The 17,157-nt window shown below is 60.1% G+C and carries 11 protein-coding genes; 4 read left to right on the top strand and 7 right to left on the bottom strand.

From position 1 onward, the window contains the following. Nucleotide 1: 1 nt before the first annotated feature. From H8B15_RS08740 to H8B15_RS08720, 5 genes are all read right to left on the bottom strand, one after another. Nucleotides 2-838 (bottom strand): metallophosphoesterase family protein, encoded by an 837-nt coding sequence (locus tag H8B15_RS08740; RefSeq protein WP_187319296.1) that lies wholly within the window; start codon nt 836-838, stop codon nt 2-4. Nucleotides 839-963: 125 nt separating this feature from the next. Continuing rightward, nucleotides 964-1,605, bottom strand: a complete 642-nt coding sequence (locus H8B15_RS08735) for a response regulator (RefSeq protein ID WP_187319295.1) — start codon at nt 1,603-1,605, stop codon at nt 964-966. Then, nucleotides 1,602-6,653, bottom strand: a complete 5,052-nt coding sequence (locus H8B15_RS08730; RefSeq protein WP_187319294.1) for a PAS domain S-box protein — start codon at nt 6,651-6,653, stop codon at nt 1,602-1,604. Before H8B15_RS08730 ends, H8B15_RS08735 begins: the two co-directional genes overlap by 4 nt. A gap of 494 nt (nt 6,654-7,147) precedes the next feature. After that, the gene (locus H8B15_RS08725; RefSeq protein WP_187319293.1) at nt 7,148-8,812 is read right to left on the bottom strand and encodes an NAD(P)/FAD-dependent oxidoreductase; all 1,665 of its coding nucleotides are present in this window, start codon (nt 8,810-8,812) and stop codon (nt 7,148-7,150) included. Nucleotides 8,813-8,922: 110 nt separating this feature from the next. Beyond that, complete coding sequence (locus H8B15_RS08720; RefSeq protein WP_187319292.1) at nt 8,923-10,329, bottom strand: ATP-binding protein; 1,407 nt, start codon at nt 10,327-10,329, stop codon at nt 8,923-8,925. A 157-nt stretch (nt 10,330-10,486) separates the two neighbouring features. On the opposite strand from H8B15_RS08720, the gene radA reads away from it, so the two are divergent. The 3 genes from radA to H8B15_RS08705 all read left to right on the top strand — a co-directional run bounded on the left by radA (nt 10,487) and on the right by H8B15_RS08705 (nt 14,792). Continuing rightward, nucleotides 10,487-11,875 (top strand): DNA repair protein RadA, encoded by a 1,389-nt coding sequence (gene radA / locus H8B15_RS08715; protein WP_187319291.1) that lies wholly within the window; start codon nt 10,487-10,489, stop codon nt 11,873-11,875. Nucleotides 11,876-12,157: 282 nt separating this feature from the next. Next, nucleotides 12,158-13,624: a TlpA family protein disulfide reductase gene (locus H8B15_RS08710; RefSeq protein ID WP_187319290.1), complete on the top strand. Its 1,467-nt coding sequence runs from the start codon at nt 12,158-12,160 to the stop codon at nt 13,622-13,624. Between the two features lie 145 nt (nt 13,625-13,769). Then, nucleotides 13,770-14,792, top strand: a complete 1,023-nt coding sequence (locus H8B15_RS08705; protein WP_187319289.1) for an SPASM domain-containing protein — start codon at nt 13,770-13,772, stop codon at nt 14,790-14,792. 9 nt (nt 14,793-14,801) lie between these two features. On the opposite strand, the gene H8B15_RS08700 is transcribed toward H8B15_RS08705, so the two are convergent. Beyond that, the gene (locus H8B15_RS08700; protein ID WP_343069144.1) at nt 14,802-15,578 is read right to left on the bottom strand and encodes a DUF2490 domain-containing protein; all 777 of its coding nucleotides are present in this window, start codon (nt 15,576-15,578) and stop codon (nt 14,802-14,804) included. 112 nt (nt 15,579-15,690) lie between these two features. Next, nucleotides 15,691-16,545 carry a pirin family protein gene (locus H8B15_RS08695; protein WP_187319288.1) on the bottom strand — a complete coding sequence of 285 codons (855 nt, stop codon included), beginning with the start codon at nt 16,543-16,545 and terminating at the stop codon, nt 15,691-15,693. A 171-nt stretch (nt 16,546-16,716) separates the two neighbouring features. On the opposite strand from H8B15_RS08695, the gene H8B15_RS08690 reads away from it, so the two are divergent. Continuing rightward, nucleotides 16,717-17,118: a nuclear transport factor 2 family protein gene (locus H8B15_RS08690; protein WP_187319287.1), complete on the top strand. Its 402-nt coding sequence runs from the start codon at nt 16,717-16,719 to the stop codon at nt 17,116-17,118. The last annotated feature ends 39 nt before the right edge of the window (nt 17,119-17,157 follow it).

Raw genomic sequence — 17,157 nt, 5'->3', positions numbered from 1 at the left:
ACTAATACGATATCGTCTCAAGCTTGTATTGATGCCGGCCCCAAAGCGTGAGCAGCAGATAGTTGCGCTGCTCTATGCTGTAGCCGCTGATGTACGTCACGCGCCCCGGTACCGGCTGGCGCACGTAGAACTTGTCGTTGTGGCCGGTGAGGTGCACCACCAGGCGCGGTGCCTGCTCCAGCGCACGGGTATAAGCGGGCGTCACGGCCGCGTCGAAGTCACCGTCGTCGGGCGGTACGTGGGCCATAACTACCTGACGGCGCACGTCTGCCGTGTCGGCCAGCTGTTGCTGGAGCCAAGGCACGTCGGGCACGTGGCCGTTGAACTCGTACTCGCGGCCGTTGGTGTTCACCAGGATAAAGCGCGTGCCAGCGTAGGTGAAGGTGTAGTTCAGCGGGCCAAAGATTTTCTGGTACGCCTCGCGCCCGTTCTGGGCCAAGTCGTGGTTGCCGACCACGGTGAGGTAGGGGACTTTCAACTTCCTGAATTCGTCGTTCACCCAGCGCATCTCCCTGGCCAGGCCGAAGTCGGAAATATCGCCGCCTACCAGCACCATCGCCAGGCCGCGCTGCTGGTTGATGCTGGCTACCAGGGGCGGGACATCATCGTAGTAGCGCTGCGAGTCGGAGGTGAATACAAACCGGAGCGTATCACCACGGGTGGGCACGGGCTGGCGGGCCAGGGCTGCCAGGTTTTTCTGCGTCAGGTCGCGCTCCGAAGCCGGCGCATGCGTGTCGTTGGGGCTGAATTCGAGCAGGTCGCAGCTAGCGGCCACAGTCGTCAGAAAGGCGCCGAGCAATAGCCGGGTACTCAGCCAGGAAAAGAAAACATTAGTCATACGCAAAGCCAGTAGCCCGTGATAACAGCGGTTTTTCTATACCAGGAAGGGTAGGGTTCTGTTTTGACGCGAAGGGGAGGGGAGGCCCGGCCAAGCCTGGCAAGTAACGGACTAACGGAGTCGACTTACGTTAGCCAGCCCTTGCTAACGGCAATTTTCACTAGGGCCGCCGTGTTTTTGGCACCGGTTTTTTCCATGATGTTTTGGCGGTGTGTTTCCACCGTGCGCGGACTAGTAAAGAGCTTGTCGGCAATCTGGGCAGTAGTCAGGCCATCGGCTACCAGTTGTAAAATCTCGTGCTCGCGCGCCGAGAGGCCACTCGTGGGCTGAGGAGGTAGCTCCAGAACGCTCACCAGCACCTTCTCCAACATGGCCAACCCTAGCTCGGAGCAGAGGAAGCGTCGGCCAGCGGCAACAGCCTGCACGCCCACCACCAGCTCATCGTGGCCTGTGTTTTTGAGCACATAGCCCGAGGCGCCGGCCCCTAGCACTTGCCCAATAGACCGGGGGTGGTCTACCATCGAGAGAATCAACACCCGCACCTCTGGAAACTCTGCCTGTAGCCTTTGAGTGGTAGCCAGGCCATCGAGGCCCGGCATGTGCAGGTCCAACAGCACCACATCGCAGGGGGTAGTCGGTAGCTGGGCAAGCAGCTGTTCGCCGTTTTCGGCTTCGCCTACTACTTGCAGGTCAGGCTCTTGCTGCAGGAGGGCACGCAGGCCGTGGCGCAGTACGGCGTGGTCATCCACGAGGAAAAGACGAATCATGCGGTTGGCGTATCAGGGTAGGGAATGCGGATGCGCACGTACGCGCCGGCGGTAGGCGCAGAGCCCATTTGTAGCTGGCCCCGGAGCAGCGCTACCCGGTCGCGGATGGTGCGCAAACCCAGGCCGGGGCTATTGACTGAGGCCTCCGTAAAGCCCGGACCGTTGTCTTCAGCGCGTAGCAGCACCCAGCCGGGCATAGTTTCCAGCTCCAGGCTGGCCTCGGTAGCATGGTGGGCGTGTTTCACAATATTTTGCACCAGCTCCTGGGCCATGCGGTAAAGCGCCATTTGCAGCGCAGAGGGTAGGGGAGCAGAATCGGCGTCGAGCGCTACATGGCAGTGCAGGCGCAGGCGTGGGGTGCTCATCTTCTGGCAGATGTCGTTTAGGGCAGCCGCCAGTCCGAAATCTGCCAGAGCCAGCGGCACCAGCTCGTGCGAGAGGGCGCGGGTCTGACGGATGGCTTCTACCAGCAGCTGACTGGCCTCGCGGTGGGCAGTGGTCAGGGCGGGAGCGGTGCCCGGCGGCAGGGCGTGTAGGCGGTCGAGACGCAGCTTGGTAGCATACAAAACCTGACCAATGCCATTGTGCAGGCTCTCGGCCAAGCGTTTGCGCTCGGCCTCCTGGGCCGTCTGTACGGCCTCAAACAAGGCTTGCTGCTGCGTGAGCCGCAGGCGCAGGTTGTCGGCTTCGAGGCGTTGCAACTCGCTGATGTCCAAATCGACACCCAGTACCCGCACCGGCTGGCCGGTCTCGTTGCGGAGCACGACGGCCTTGGTGCGTATAGTCTTCACCTGTTCTGCCACGCGCAGGCGTAGGGTTTCCTCGAAGCTACCGCTGCCCGTAGTTAGGCGTTGTATGAGCTGCTCGGCGCGAGGTCGGTCTTCGTCTATCACCAAGTGCAAATAGATGGCGGGGCTGACGAGCTGCCCCAGTGGTATCCCAAACAGCTGATACATGCCATCCGACCACGTAAACTTGCCGCTCAACAGGTCGTAGTCCCAGCTGCCCAGCCCTGCTACCGCCTCGGCTTGCTCTAGCAGGTGCAGGTTTTTCAGGCGCTCCTGCTCAGCCTGCTTGCTGGCAGTAATATCAAGCGTAATGCTTACCACACTGTCGCCTAGCTGGTCAAACAAGCTCAAGAACCAGTGGTTAAAGCCCTCATACGGGTAGTAATACTCAAGCTGTTGCGGCTGACCGCTCGCCAAGGCACGCAACATGACTTCCCATACGCCATTTTTCCGTATGCCCGGATACAAGAGCTTCTGATGCTGACCCACTAAATCCGTACGGCCGGAGATGCGCTCCTGTGCCTTGTTGGCCAATGTAAAAACGAAGTCTTCGACGGTGTTATCTATTCCACGCACGGCCTGAAGCACAGCAATAATCATGGGGCTGGTGTCGAGTACCGACTGTAGCAGGTCGCGGCTTTCCTGCAACTGTTGGGTGCGCTCAATTACTTGCTGCTCCAGCTGTTGACGGTAATGTTCCTCGGCTTCGCGCAGTGCCATTTCCACTTGCTTCTGCTCCGAAGTATTGCTGAACAGCACTGCTACCCGGCGGTGGTTAGACGGCCCCAGGGCAAAGGCATACACATCAAACCAGCGCTCAAGCACAGACGAATACGACTCAAAATTGACCGTTTCGCCCGCGGCGGCTTGGGCGTAACGCTCGTACCAGATTTCTTCCAGGCCGGGTATCAGCTGGCGCGTCGTTTGGCTGAGTACGTCGGCGCGGGGTAGGCCGGTCAGACGCTCAAACTGGGGGTTCACCTCCAGCCACTGCCAATCCAGGGGCGTGCCAGCGGCCTCGTTGGCAGGCAGCACCTGGCCGATGCCGAAGCCCTGGTCCATCGTCTCAAAGAGGGTGCGGTACTTCGTTTCCGACACCAGTAGGGCCTCCTCGGCTTGCTTGCGGGCCGTGATGTCGTAGCTCACGACCAGTGCCGCCTCGGGCTGTCCGGCGGCATCCAGCAGCGACACCCCACGCGAAATGAACGTGCGGCCGTGGGCCGTATGCTCCAGCGCAAAGCCTTGCCCAGCTAGTGCCTGCCGGTAGTGGGCTTCGTACTGGGGTACTAGCTCGGGCGGCATGGCCTCGGCTACGGTGTGGCCTACGAGGTCGGCTGGATTAAGGCCAGACGCGTCGAGGGCTTCGCCGCCGGCCAACTGGTAGCGCAGGTCGTGACCCACCACAAAGGCGGCGGCCCCTGGCAGGTTTGTAATTAGCGCCCGCAGTCGCTGCTCGCTAGCGGTCAGGGCTTCTTCGGCACGGGCGTGCTCCAGCGCCGCCAAGGTACGCTCGGCCACTTCTTCAACCAGGTCAATTTCGCCCAGTGTCCAGCGGCGCGGGCGCGAGCTGATGGCGACCAGTGACCAGAGTGGTTTGTTTTCTTCACGCAACGTGGCCGCCACTATTGCCCGCAGGCCCAACTTTTCACTGTTACGCTTCTCGGCTTCCGACAGGCCTTGTCGTTCAAAATCGTCGTTTATAACAACGGTCTTTCTGAGTGTGGTCTTAAAGGCCTCGGGGTAGTCGGACAGCACGAAATAATCGGGTAGCGGTGCTACACTGTCGTTGCCGAGTTGATAATCGACGTCGGCGTAGTTTTCGTCTAAGCGATAGGTGGCAATGTAGCTACGGTCGAGCCGTAGTTGCTCGATGAGCAGGGCAAGCGCACGGTTGGCCACGGCATCTACGTTGGGCTCGGCGCGCAGCGCGTCGGAGAAGGTCAGCAGGAACTCCTGCCGCTGCTCGCGCTGCTTGCGCTCGGTGATGTCGTTGAACACAGCAGCCACAAACGGACTACCCGCGCCGCCCACGCGCGAATACTGGAGCGTAAACCAGCGGTTGGTATCGGCGTTGTAGCCCTCTAGCCGCTCTGGAGTACCGGTTTGCTGCACGTGGGTTAGGCTGCTCACCCAGTGCGGCTCGATGCGCGGAAAGACCTCGCTGGCCCGTTTGCCCACCACATTACCAAAGCCCGCGTGCTGCGCAAACGCTGCGTTGGCTTCGCGGTAGATGATGTCCGCTACCTGTCCTTGGTCGTCCAGCTCCAGCTCCATCACGCAAAAACCCTCGTCGATGGTTTCGAACAAGGTGCGGTAGCGGTCTAAAGCCTGTTGCGCCAGTTCGTCCTTCAGACGCAATAGTTCTTCTTGCGTTTGCTTGCGCTCGGTCACATCCACAACCGAAGCCACGAGGCCGTCGCCGAGCTTGGCGGCCAGTAGGTGAAACCAGTAGGTGATACCCTTAAGCGTGAGCTGTACTTCCGTATTCAGCGGGCGCCCGGTTTCAACTACCTCGCTGTACAGTCCAAACACGGTGGTATCCAGTATGCCTGGGTAGGCTTCTGGGTAGGCTTCTGGGTAGCGCTTGCCTTCCTCACTTTCGGTGGTGTATCGGCGCGCCTCCCGGTTTTGCAATCGAAAATCGAAGTCGATAATCTGACCCGCAGCGTCGCGCACGGCCTGGTGATAGGCAATGGGATTCAGGGAAACGTCGAACACCGTTTGGATGAGGTCCTTGCTTTCCTGCAGCTGTTGCTCGGCTTGCTTGCGCTCGGTGATATCGAGGGTGTTCATCACGAAGCCGTCGCCCATTCGCACCAGGGTTTGGTGAAACCACGCCCCAAACTGCTCATGCGCGTAGTACTGCTCGTGGTCGACGGGCACGCCGGTTTCGGTCACCTGCACAAATAACTCGAACAACCCTGTTTCCACTACTCCCGGGTTTTCGTGCAGCAGGCTTTTGCCGGTCATGAGCCCGCCGTACTGTTTCAGCCACACTTGGTTGGTGAGAACCCAGGTAAAATCGACAATTTTCCCACTGGCGTCGCGTACTGCTTGGAAGACCTGTACCACGTAGTGGGAGCTGTCCAGCGTGGCTTGCAACAGCTCTTTTGTCTCGCGCAGCTCCTGCTCGGCGCGTTTGCGCTCGGTGATGTTGTGGGTGGTGGTAGTCACGCCGTTGAACTGCTTCACAGTAGACTGGTGAAACCAGCCGTTGAACTGCTCGTGCACGTAGTGCCGCTCGCTCTGGTTGGGCACGCCCGTTTCGAGTACCTGCCGGAAGGTATCGAAGATGCCTTCCTCCACCACGCCGGGGTTTAGTTGAAGCAGGCGCTGGCCGATGACGTTGCCGTATTGCTGCTCGGCTGTGGCATTGTTGAGCACCCAGGCAAAGTCTATCACCGCCCCTTGCTCGTCGCGCACGGCCTCAAACACCTGCACCATGTCCAGGGAGCTGTCGATGGTGGCGCGCAGCAACTCGCGGCTGTCGTGTAGCGCCTGCTCCGCTTGCACCCGCTCGGTGATGTCCTGCACCAAGCCGCGCAGCTGCACGGCGTGGCCGGCTGCGTTGGCTCGCACTTCACCGTGCGCCTCGAGGGTGCGCCACGCGCCGTCGGCGCGCCGAATGCGGCGGCGGTAGGTGTAGGGCTGCCGGGTGCGCATGGCCTTGTCAAGCACTTGCTGCACTGTGATTACATCGTCGGGGTGTGAACGGGCATCAATAGATTCCAGCGAGGGTACAAACGACTGCGGCGGTTCCCCAAACAGTCGGTACATGCCATCGGAGAAATAAAAGTCGCCGGTGGCCAGGTCGGCATCGTAGGAGCCGGTGTGGGCCACGGCCTCCATATCCAGCAGCAACCGGCTGCTACGCTGCTGCGCTACTTCGGCCTGTTTGCGGGGCGTTATGTCTTCCCAGAACACCCACTGCTGCCCGGCCGGAGCGGGAACTGCTTTGAGGCTAAGCCACAACGCAGTTGGCGGCAGCCGCACTTCGTGGGGCACAGCTGCATCAGATGCCAGCACGTGTTGTATCGCCGTGCTCAGTATGGGCGGCAATGGGGCCTCGGCCAAGGGCTGGTTCAGCAATTCCTCGGGCGGGGTGCCGCACCAGTAGGCGGCCTGCTGGTTGATGTGCCGGATTACACCCGCCGCGTCGAGCATCAATACGCCCCAGGGCAGCGCATCGAGCAGTGCCGTGGCTGTGGCCAGAGCAGCCAGCGGCGAAGAGTCGGACGGGGCGGAATGCGGAAGATCCATACAGCGCAAACGGGTTAAAAAGGCCCGTAAGTCAAGTGTACGAAGATTTTTTTGACTACAGCGGTGGCCGCTACCGCAAGCAGAACCGTAGCCAGGGACGATGCCAGGAGCAGGGCATCGTCGAGGGTAGGCACCATATGCAACGGGTTTTCGGGGCCAGCCAATACCTGTTGCAGAATGCGCTCAATCGTGGTGGGTAACTGGCACAGGACCAGGCGCTGCTAGCAGGCCTGTGCCCCGTGAGTGGCCAGGGCCGTTTCGGCGGTGGTGGGCAGCAGTTCATGGCGGATAACCATCATGGCAGACATGCTTGTGCGAAGCAAGTGACACCCCGAGGATCTGTGCCGATAACTACTTTATAGCCCGCCTTTTTTCGTAAAATCACCCTGACGGAAATACGGACTTAACACGCGCCGGATCTGGGGTAGGCGGTAGCAACCACGCAACGGCCTACCCCGGCTACTCTACGCGTCTGCCAGGCCAGCCATTACCGTCTACTCATCCAGATATTGGTGCACAAACTTGATGGCCATAGAACCCTCGCCCACGGCCGAGGCTACGCGGGCCATGGCACCGGTGCGGGCATCGCCGGCCGCAAACACGCCGGGCACGCAGGTTTCGAGGAGGTAGGGCTCCCGATTGTGCTTCCAGGCCTGGGGGTAGCGCGGATCGGCCACTAGGTCGCGGCCGGTGAGCAAGAAGCCCTTGGGGTCGCAAATCACGCTGTCCTGCACCCACTCGGTGCTGGGCTTGGTACCGATGAAGATGAACAAGGCCTGCGCCTCGCGTGTCTCTACCTGGCCGTTGGTGTTGATGACAACTTCTTCCAGATGTCCGTCGCCGCGCACCTCCTGCACCTGCGTAAAAGACATAATGGTGATATTGGGCGTGTTGCCGATCTGCTCAATCAGGTAAGCCGACATGCTGGCAGCCAGCGACTCGCCCCGAATCAGGATATACACGTGGCGGGCGTAGGTAGCCAGGTACATAGCGGCCTGTCCCGCCGAGTTGCCGCCGCCCACAATGTACACGTCGCGCTGCTCGCAGGAGCGGGCCTCGGTGCGGGCGGCGCCGTAGTAGATGCCGGCCCCGTTGAGGCGGTCCATGCCGGGCACTTGCAGCTGGCGGTAGCTCACGCCGGTGGTCAGCACCACGGCGCGCGTTCGGATTTCGCTGCCGTCGGTGAGGGTCAGTACCTTATAATAGCCATCCTGCACGCACATTTCCTGTACCTCCTGCGGGGCCAGCAGCTCGGCGCCCAGGCGGGTGGCCTGCATCCAGGCGCGGTGCGTGAGTTCAGCGCCGCTCAGGCCCGTGGGGAAACCCAGATAGTTTTCGATGCGGGAGCTGGTACCGGCCTGTCCGCCGGGCGTCTGGCGCTCAATCACCAGCGTTTTCAGCCCTTCCGATGCCCCGTATACGGCGGCAGCCAGCCCGGCCGGGCCGGCGCCTACCACTACCACATCGTACAGCTCTTGTTCGGCCTTGGAAGCCAACCCGATCTTAGTGGCAATGGCTGCCCGTTCGGGCCGGGCCAGGGCCGAGCCGTCTTCAAAAATAACTACCGGTAAATCGGCCGCGGTGTACTCAGTGCCGGCCAGCAAAGCTTCCGCGTCGGCGTTATTCTCGTAGTCGAGCCATTGGTAGGGCACCATGTAGCCGGCCAGAAAGTCCTTCAGCTCGTGCGAAAGCGGCGACCATTGAAACCCAATCAGTCGCAGCCCCTCAAAGCGGGGGCGGTAGGTGGCCTGCCAGGCCGCCAGCAAGTCGCGCAGGCTGGGGTAGAGCAGCTCCTCGGGTGGGTCCCAGGGCTTAAGCAGGTAGTAGTCGAGGTGGGCGTTGTTGATGGCCCGAATGGCGGCGGTGGTATCGGCGTAGGCTGTGAGCAGCACGCGCTTGGTAGCAGGAAACAGCGCCCGCGCTTGTTCCAGCAGCTCTACTCCTTCCAGGCCCGGCATGCGCTGGTCGGCCAGGATGAGGGCCAACGGCTCCTGGCGCTGGTGCAGCTCCCGGATGATTTCCAGGGCCTCGTCGCCCGAGGAGGCGCGCAGAATGCGGTAGTCGCGCCGGAACTCCCGGCGCAGGTCGCGGTCCACGGCGCCCAGTACCTGCGGGTCGTCGTCCACGGCCAGGATGATTGGTTTTTTATCGGTAGCCATTAGGGTTGTGGGGTAGGGGCGGTTAGGGAGGTAGGGGCGCGTTGCACGCGCCCGTTGGTGTAGGGCAAACTAAAGGTAGGGGCGATTAATAGAATGTTCGAAATGACGTTCTAGCGTTCGTCATACGCCGGCAGCCAGGAGCAGAACTCGGTGTGGCCGGGCTTGGACGTGACCTCCAGCTTGCCGCCGTGGTTGGCAATAATACGCTGGGCAATATCGAGACCTAAACCAGAACCCGCACCGGCCTGCTTGGTAGAGAAAAACGGCTCGAAGATGCGCGGCAGCACGTCGGCCGGAATGCCGGGGCCATTGTCGATGACGCACACCTGCACAAACCCATTTTCCAGGCGCGTGCGCAGCGTAATTTCGCCGCCTTTGTCGGGTAGGGCATCGATGGCGTTATCGAGGAGGTTGGTCCAGACTTGGTTGAGGCTGCTGGCCTGCCCGCGCACCTTGGGCAGCTCGGGCGCAAACTCGCGCACTACCGTTATGTTTTTGTGGCGCAGGGGGTAGCTGAGAATGTTGAGCGTACTGCGCAGGCCGGCCGTCACGTCGAGGGGGGCGTAGTCGGTGCCGCGGTCCATGTGGGAGTAGGTTTTTACGTCCGTTACCAGCTGCGTGATGCGGCTACCCGCCTCCTGAATGTCGCGCAGCAGGCGCTGGGTGGTGAGGTGCCCTGCCAGCCAGGCAAAGGCTGCCGGGCGCGCTGCCACGGGTAGCTGTTCGGCCATAGCAGTCAGCTCAGGTACGGCCAGCTCGGCTTCCAACAGGCTGGCAGCTAGCGCGTAGCCATCGGGCACGCCCTGCTCCTCCAGCCAGTCCACCAGCTCGTCTTCCCGGTCGGCGCAGGCCAGCGCCGACATGGGCGCGGCGTTGCCGATGGGGGTGGCCGTAGCCAGAGCCGTGAGCTGAATGAGGGCGGCTGGGTCGAGGCAATGCTCGCCCAGGGCGCGCAGCAGGGTAGGCGCGGCGGCGGTTTGCTCGCTCAGGTTGGCGGCAGCGCGGGCAATGGCGGCGGCCGGATTATTCAGCTCGTGCGCGAGCCCCGCCGACAGCTTGCCCAGGGCGCGCAGCTTGTCGTCGCGCTCCTGCGAGCGGGCTTCCTCGCGCACCCGGTCGCTCATCATGCCCACCAGGCGCTGCACCAATTCGGGGCTCACGCTTTCCAGCGCGGCAAACTCGTCGCGGTGCAGGCGGTAAATGGTAGTGTCGCCCAGGGTTATGCCGTAGCCTTTGCCAGCTTGCAGGCGTGAGTAGGGTAGGAGCCCGGTTATCTGCCCCGCCGTAACCCGAAACTTAGGCTCGCGCTGCCCGTTCTGCACCGAAAAATACTGAATGCCACCACGTAGCACGGCCAGCATATAGTCGATGGGCGCGCCGGGCGTCATGGTTTCAGTACCGTTCGGGTATTCCCGAATTTCGCCGTGGGCGTGCAGCCAGTCGAGCACGTCGGTGGGCAGGTCGGCGAAGGCCGTAACGACTGTGAGGTCGGTGGTGGTAGGCGAAATAACAGACATACGGCAGTAGATAAGCCCAAGCGCCACCCGGTTTGGGAGGCATTCCACCAGCTACAACCCGCGCCGGTGGGGTAGGGTTTTGGTTTGCTAAAAAGCCGTTCTTTGCCAAACTTTTTAGCGGGTCCTACCAGTTATAGTAGTTCACATTCAGTTGTCAATGGCCAAGATCAAAACCCTTTATTTCTGCCAGAATTGCGGGGCGCAGTCCGTGAAATGGATTGGGCGCTGCCCCAGTTGCGGCGAGTGGAACACCTACGTGGAGGAAGTGGTGCAGAAGGAAGATACCAAAGTGGCCGGCTCCTGGAAGCCGCCTACCGCGGCGCCTACCCTCAGCAAAGTGGCCAAGCCCCGGCCCGTGAGCGAAATTCACTACGAAGAAGAAGCCCGCATTGCCACCCAGGACGGCGAGCTGAACCGGGTGCTGGGCGGCGGTATTGTGCCCGGCTCACTGGTGCTCATCGGTGGCGAGCCGGGTATCGGCAAAAGCACGCTGATGTTGCAGATTGCTATGTCGCTGCGGCGGCTGAAGGTGCTCTACGTGTCGGGTGAGGAAAGCGAGCAGCAGATCAAGATGCGCGCCGAGCGCCTGGGCGACCAGCATCCCGGCTGCTACATCCTCACGGAGACCAACACCCAGAACATCTTCAAGCAGATTGACCAGCTTCAGCCCAACATCCTTATCATTGACTCCATCCAGACCCTGCACTCGGGGCTGGTAGAGTCGGGGGCGGGCTCGGTGAGCCAGGTGCGCGAGTGCACCGCCGAGCTGCTGAAGTACGCCAAGGAAACCGGCGTGCCGGTGCTGCTCATCGGCCACATCACCAAAGACGGCAGCATTGCTGGCCCCAAAATTCTGGAGCACATGGTGGATACGGTGCTCCAGTTTGAGGGCGACCGACACCTGAGCTACCGCATACTGCGCACTACCAAAAACCGCTTTGGCTCTACCTCCGAGCTGGGCATCTACGAGATGCAGGGCGCGGGGCTGCGGCAGGTGAGCAACCCGTCGGAAATCCTGCTTTCCCAGCGCCATGGCGACGAGCTGAGCGGCATGGCCATTGGGGCTACCCTGGAGGGCAACCGCCCCCTGCTGGTGGAGGTGCAAGCCCTCGTGACGCCCGCCACCTACGGCACGCCCCAGCGCTCGGCTACTGGTTTCGACAGCAAGCGCCTGCAAATGCTGCTGGCGGTGCTGGAAAAGCGCTCCGGCCTGCGCCTGGGTCAGCACGACGTGTTCCTGAACATTGCCGGCGGCCTGCGCCTCGACGACCCCGCCCTGGACCTGGCCGTGTGCGCCGCTGTAGTCAGCTCCCTCAATGATATACCTATTCGGGGGGAGGTGTGCCTGGCTGCCGAGGTAGGACTAAGCGGTGAAATCAGGGCCGTGAGCCGATTGGATCAGCGCCTGGGTGAGGCCGAAAAGCTGGGATTTGCCGAAATGTACATTTCCCAGTTCAACGCCCGCGGCCTGGATCTGGCCCGCTACGGCATTCGGGTGCAGCCCGCCGGCCGCCTCGATGAGGTACTGAGCGGTCTGTTTGGGTAAACAAAATTGCGCGTAACCTATAAAGTAATGCCACGGCGTAGCAGCCGTGGCATTACTATTGTTGACAAGCAGCAACTGCGTCGCCAACGAAACGTATCGATGGTGCCGGGGTTACGAAAAAAGACTTCATTCGGATTGAATATCCTACATGGAAGTCTAGTATCTTCGATTAACTAATTGTCTTTTACCGCGAATGCCATTGTTTATATGGTCTATTCTATGACGTGGTAGGACAAAATCATGATGTTGATTTTTTAGTCTTCCGCCAGACTTCTCCGCCCGATGCTCTCCTTCCGCGTTTCTTCCTTCCTACCCCTACTTGTAGGGTGCTTGGCCTCCTTCTCCACTCAGGCCCAAGGTACCGTTGTTATCACAGGTAAAATCAGCGGGCGTACGGCTGACTCAGTAGCCGTGTCGCTACGCGAAAACCCGCTCGACGCTAAGGAGCAAATCACTTATGCGCCCGTCAGCGACAAAGGGGAGTTCCGGCTGGCGCTGAAAGTGAACGGTCCTATCCGCGCCGACCTAGTGTATAACGATGACGTGACAGACCTGTTTCTGGAGCCCGGCTACGCGCTTGACGTGCGTTTCAAAGGCAATGACCTAGCGTCTTCCGTCAAATACAAGGGTAAAGGTGCCGAGGCGAACAGCTATCTGTCGGAAGTGGATGCATCGTTTGTGGAAAACGATGGTTTTCAGGTGCTGCCCGATAACATCATGCTTTACGAAGCGCCTTTTCTGTCGTTTCTGGACTACCGCCGCAAGCAGGAAGAAAAGTTTATGGAGCGTGGCACCGAGGGGGTAGACATGTCGAAAGCCTTCCGCGACTACGCCAAGGCCACCATCACCTACAGCTACGCCAACGACCGACTCACCTTCCCCGATTTACGCGAGCAGGTAGTAAGCACCGAGGGCCGCCTGAAAATGTCGCCTACGTACTATGATTTCCTGAATGATAAGGCGCTGATTGAAAACCCCTCGGCTACGCAAAATGAGCTGTACCAAGAGTTTTTGCTCAACTACGTGCACTATCTGGCTACCGCCGACAAGCACCAGCGCACCGACCCCGATTTCTACCTGGTGTGCTACGACTTGGCCAAGCAGAAGCTGAGTGGTCCCGTAAAGCCCATCATCTTGGGGCGGGTGTTGCAGGAGTCGTTCCGGTTTGGGCACGTGAAGCAGTCGGCGGCCATGCTGGAAGATTTCCGGAAGATTGACAAAGACAATCAGTACTACCCCATCTTGGTACAGGACTTCAACTTGCACAAAACCTTCGCCATCGGCTCGCCGGCCCCCGATTTCCACCTGCGCACCGCCCAGGGTGATTCCGTTTCGCTGCGCGACTTTGCTGGCAAGCTGGTGTACGTCAACTTCTGGCGCACCACCAGTGGCCTCAGCCTGCGTGACTTACCCTACGCCGTGGAGCTGGCTAAAAAGTTTGAGGGTAAGGATATTGTGTTCCTGAATGTGGCGCTGGACGAAAACGAAGGTGCCTGGAAGCAATTGGTTATCAGCCGCAAACTGCCAGGTGTGCACGTGCGCGCCAATGGTGGCATGAAGGCCGCCATCGCCCGCGCCTACGGCGTGCAGGACGTGCCCACGTATATTCTGCTGGCCGAGGATGGCACCTTCCTCAATACCAAGCCCAAACGCCTGAGCAGCCGCGCCGCCGTCGATGAAATTAAAGAGTCGTTTGGGAAGGCCAGCACCTATTCCGGTATTATGCCAACAGGCTCGGGGGGGAAGTAGCCCCGCAAAACACAGGCTGCACTAGCTCACGTCATTAAAACTAACAGTGCCTTCTCGGGTTGAGAAGGCACTGTTAGTTTCTGCGCCTACCATCTGGCGGCGGTGCGGGCTGCTTTCAGCGGCTTTCCCGACCTTTACTTTTCGTATGACTTCACTGGTGCGCGATGCGCTGACACTGCTTTCCAAAACCACACCCCGCCGCGTGCTGAACACGGGGCAGGTGGTAGGAGGCTACGTACTCAGTAAACTCACAGGCAAAGCCCGGCACTGGGGGCTACCCATGGCCCTGTCGTTTGAGCCCACTACCAGCTGTAACCTGCGCTGCCCCGAGTGTCCCAGCGGCCTGCGCTCCTTCACGCGTCCTACCGGTATGTTGCCGGCCGAGCTGTTTCGGCGTACCATTGACGAGGTGGCTAGCCGCCTGTGGTACCTGATTTTCTACTTTCAGGGGGAGCCATATTTGCACCCCGAGTTTCTGGATCTGGTGCAGTATGCCGCCGCCAAAGGCATCTACACGGCCACCAGCACCAACGCCCACTACCTCAACGACAAAAACGCCCGCCGCACCGTGGAGTCGGGCCTCGACCGGCTTATCATTTCCCTCGATGGTACCACCCAGGAGGTGTACCAGCAGTACCGGGTAGGTGGTAAGCTGGACAAGGTATTGGAGGGCACCCGCAACGTGGTGCGGTGGCGCGAGGAGCTGAAATCGAGCACGCCGCGCATCGTGTTTCAGTTTTTGGTGGTGCGCCCCAATGAGCACCAGATCGAGGATGCCCGGCGCATGGCCCGCGAAATGGGCGTAGACGACGTGTGGTTTAAAACCGCCCAGATCTACGACTACCACAACGGCTCGCCCCTCATCCCAACCATCGATTACTACTCGCGCTACCAGAACAACGGCAACGGCACCTTCAGCCTGAAAAACCGCCTGCTGAACCACTGCTGGAAGATGTGGCACTCCTGCGTAATTACCTGGGACGGCCTAGTGGTACCTTGCTGCTTCGACAAAGACGCTGAATACCGCCTCGGCGACCTGAAAACGCAGACCTTCCGCCAGCTCTGGCAGGGCGAGAAGTACCGCCGGTTCCGGGCCTCCCTGCTCAAAGGCCGCGACCAGATAGAAATGTGCCGCAACTGCACCGAGGGCACCAAAGTATGGGGGTAGGGTAGGCGCCTACTTCGTGAAATCCAGATCGTAGGCCAGCACCGTGCGGACGCCGTGGTTGTACTCAAACACGGGCGTGTTGGTGCCGGGGGCGTCTTCCTCGTGCTGCGTGATTTGGTAGAGATACTGCACGTCCAGCCGAAAATTGTCGCTGAAACGGTAGCCTACCCCGCCCGCCAGACGATTTTGGTTGAACACGTTGTTCTGCACGTTGCGCCCGAAGCTTATAAAAAGTTCGTCGAAGGCCGTGAGGTAGGGCTCGTGGTTGTCGAGGGTAGGGCCGAGGAGCGGTAGTTGCAGGCTGAGCTGGTAGCGGATTCGGTTTTGAAACCACCAGCTTTCTATCGATTTTTCCACAAATTGAGCCTGCCAGCGCTGCTCCAGCCGCACGCGGTGCGTAAGCTCCAGCCGGCCCACCGCATCCTTCAGCGACACATCTTCATACAGCCGGTGCTCCGGTTCGCTCCGCCCGCTGGCGGCGGTAGGGTAGTCGCCGTAGGGGTAGGTGATGAGCAGCGTGTAGCCACCCGACACCTTCACCCGCTCAGAAAGCTGATAGATGCCACCCAAACGGGCCAGCAGCTGCTGCGGATCCGAGATAAGATGCACACGCCGGAGCTGCAACTCGCTGTGCAGCTGCCATTTCTTGCTGATCTGGTTGTCGCCGTTGTACACCAGCCAGCCAAGCGTGTTGTGGTCTGCAATGCGGTTGCGTTGGGTTTGCGCCCGGCTATGAGTGACAGTAAAACACAGCAGAAGCAGGAGCAGACAGGAGGGTAGGCGCACAGAGGAAGAAGGCGAAAAAACGAAAAGGAAATCAACCAAACGACTTACTAAGAACAACCCCAGCGGGATTCACGGCCCTACCAGGATAGGGTAATCCGCAATGCCCTGCATGCTAGTGTTGCCAGGTGCCAAAGCGCCCGGCGCGGTAATCCTGGTAGGCCTGCTGAATTTCCTGCTCCGTGTTCATTACAAACGGCCCATAGGCCACAATAGGCTCCTCGAAGGGTAGGGCGTGGCCCAGCAGCAGCACAGCGTCGGTCAGCGCCTCTATGTGCAGGTCGTCGCCGTCGTGGTTAAACTCCGTGAGGGTGCGGGCTTCCGTTTCCTGCCCGTTCACGCGTAGCTTGCCGCGGATGGTGTAGAAAAAGATGCTACGAGCAGCCGGAATAGTGAAGTCCAGTACGGCGCCGGCCTCCAGGTCAATAGTAGCCAGCTGAATATCGGCTAGCGGCTGCACCGCCCCGGCCTGGCCGGCCCAGGTGCCCGATACGGCGTGCAGGCGGGCCCGGCCATCGGCCAGCGTCACTTCCGGAATGTCAGCTTTCTGTAGGCCCTGATAGTGCGGTTGCACCATTTTGTGCCGGGCCGGCAAGTTCACCCAGAGCTGTAATATTTCCAGGTTGCCACCCGTTTGTTTGAAGTGGTCCGAAGATATTTCACTATGAATCAAACCGCTGCCGGCCGTCATCCACTGCACGCCCCCGGCCTCAATCACACTCTGGTGGCCGCTGCTATCTTGGTGCATGATATCGCCGGCCAAAATAAACGTCACCGTTTCGAAGCCCCGATGCGGGTGCGGCCCAAAGGGCAACCCCCCGTTGTGGGGTCGGTACACCTGCGGACCGTGGTGGTTCAGAAACAGAAACGGGTCGATGTGCTCTACGGCTGGTGTAGGCAGGGCCCTGTAGGTGGTAAGGTCGGCAATGGGGGCGCTAATGGCGCGGTGCTGGGCTTTAATCGTGCGCATGCTATAGTATTTGCTGTACTACCCACAGCCGTGGCAATATGTTTGTAAAGATGCCTCGCGCGTTATCCACACATCCGCCTCAATTTCAAGGGTAACTCTTGTCTCAAAAGGGTAGGGACTTCCTTTTTTCCTTGCTTATATTGTACCCGTTTTGTTTATAACATTCCATCCATGTCTGCTTCCCTCGACACAGTCAAACAATTTTTACAGCTAGCGGAGTCCTGCGTAACCGACCACGCTGCCTACGTGCCGGTGTTGCATCCGGAGGTAGAAGAGATTGAGTTTCCGAATCTGCACAACAAGCAAAGCGTGCGCCGCAACTTCAGCGGCATTATCGATGGCATCCGCGAGGGCCGCGAGCTGTTGAACCGGCAGGAGCTGGCCGGTTGGAACTTCGTAACCAGCAACGACAATACGGTGGTGGCGGAGATTCGCTGGCGCGGCGAGATGAGCATCCGCAACGAACGCGTGGTGCCGGGCCAAATATTGACGGGCCACCTTTGCCGGGTCTTTGAGCTGAAAGAAGGCCTGATTTTCCGGTTGCGCGACTATTACTGCTACGAGATGTTCTAAACCGCTACTTCATTACGGCTGCAATTAGCTAACGCAAGC

Source organism: Hymenobacter citatus (assembly GCF_014333615.1).
GTDB lineage: Bacteria > Bacteroidota > Bacteroidia > Cytophagales > Hymenobacteraceae > Hymenobacter > Hymenobacter citatus.
This window is presented reverse-complemented; position numbering and strand designations above follow the sequence as displayed.

Excerpts from the sequence above, each read along its gene's own strand:
- H8B15_RS08730 (WP_187319294.1), bottom strand. The coding sequence starts at position 6,653 with ATGGATCTTCCGCATTCCGCCCCGTCCGACTCTTCGCCGCTGGCTGCT.
- H8B15_RS08705 (WP_187319289.1), top strand. The coding sequence starts at position 13,770 with ATGACTTCACTGGTGCGCGATGCGCTGACACTGCTTTCCAAAACCACA.
- H8B15_RS08725 (WP_187319293.1), bottom strand. The coding sequence starts at position 8,812 with ATGGCTACCGATAAAAAACCAATCATCCTGGCCGTGGACGACGACCCG.
- H8B15_RS08740 (WP_187319296.1), bottom strand. The coding sequence starts at position 838 with ATGACTAATGTTTTCTTTTCCTGGCTGAGTACCCGGCTATTGCTCGGC.
- radA (WP_187319291.1), top strand. The coding sequence starts at position 10,487 with ATGGCCAAGATCAAAACCCTTTATTTCTGCCAGAATTGCGGGGCGCAG.
- H8B15_RS08720 (WP_187319292.1), bottom strand. The coding sequence starts at position 10,329 with ATGTCTGTTATTTCGCCTACCACCACCGACCTCACAGTCGTTACGGCC.
- H8B15_RS08690 (WP_187319287.1), top strand. The coding sequence starts at position 16,717 with ATGTCTGCTTCCCTCGACACAGTCAAACAATTTTTACAGCTAGCGGAG.
- H8B15_RS08695 (WP_187319288.1), bottom strand. The coding sequence starts at position 16,545 with ATGCGCACGATTAAAGCCCAGCACCGCGCCATTAGCGCCCCCATTGCC.
- H8B15_RS08710 (WP_187319290.1), top strand. The coding sequence starts at position 12,158 with ATGCTCTCCTTCCGCGTTTCTTCCTTCCTACCCCTACTTGTAGGGTGC.
- H8B15_RS08735 (WP_187319295.1), bottom strand. The coding sequence starts at position 1,605 with ATGATTCGTCTTTTCCTCGTGGATGACCACGCCGTACTGCGCCACGGC.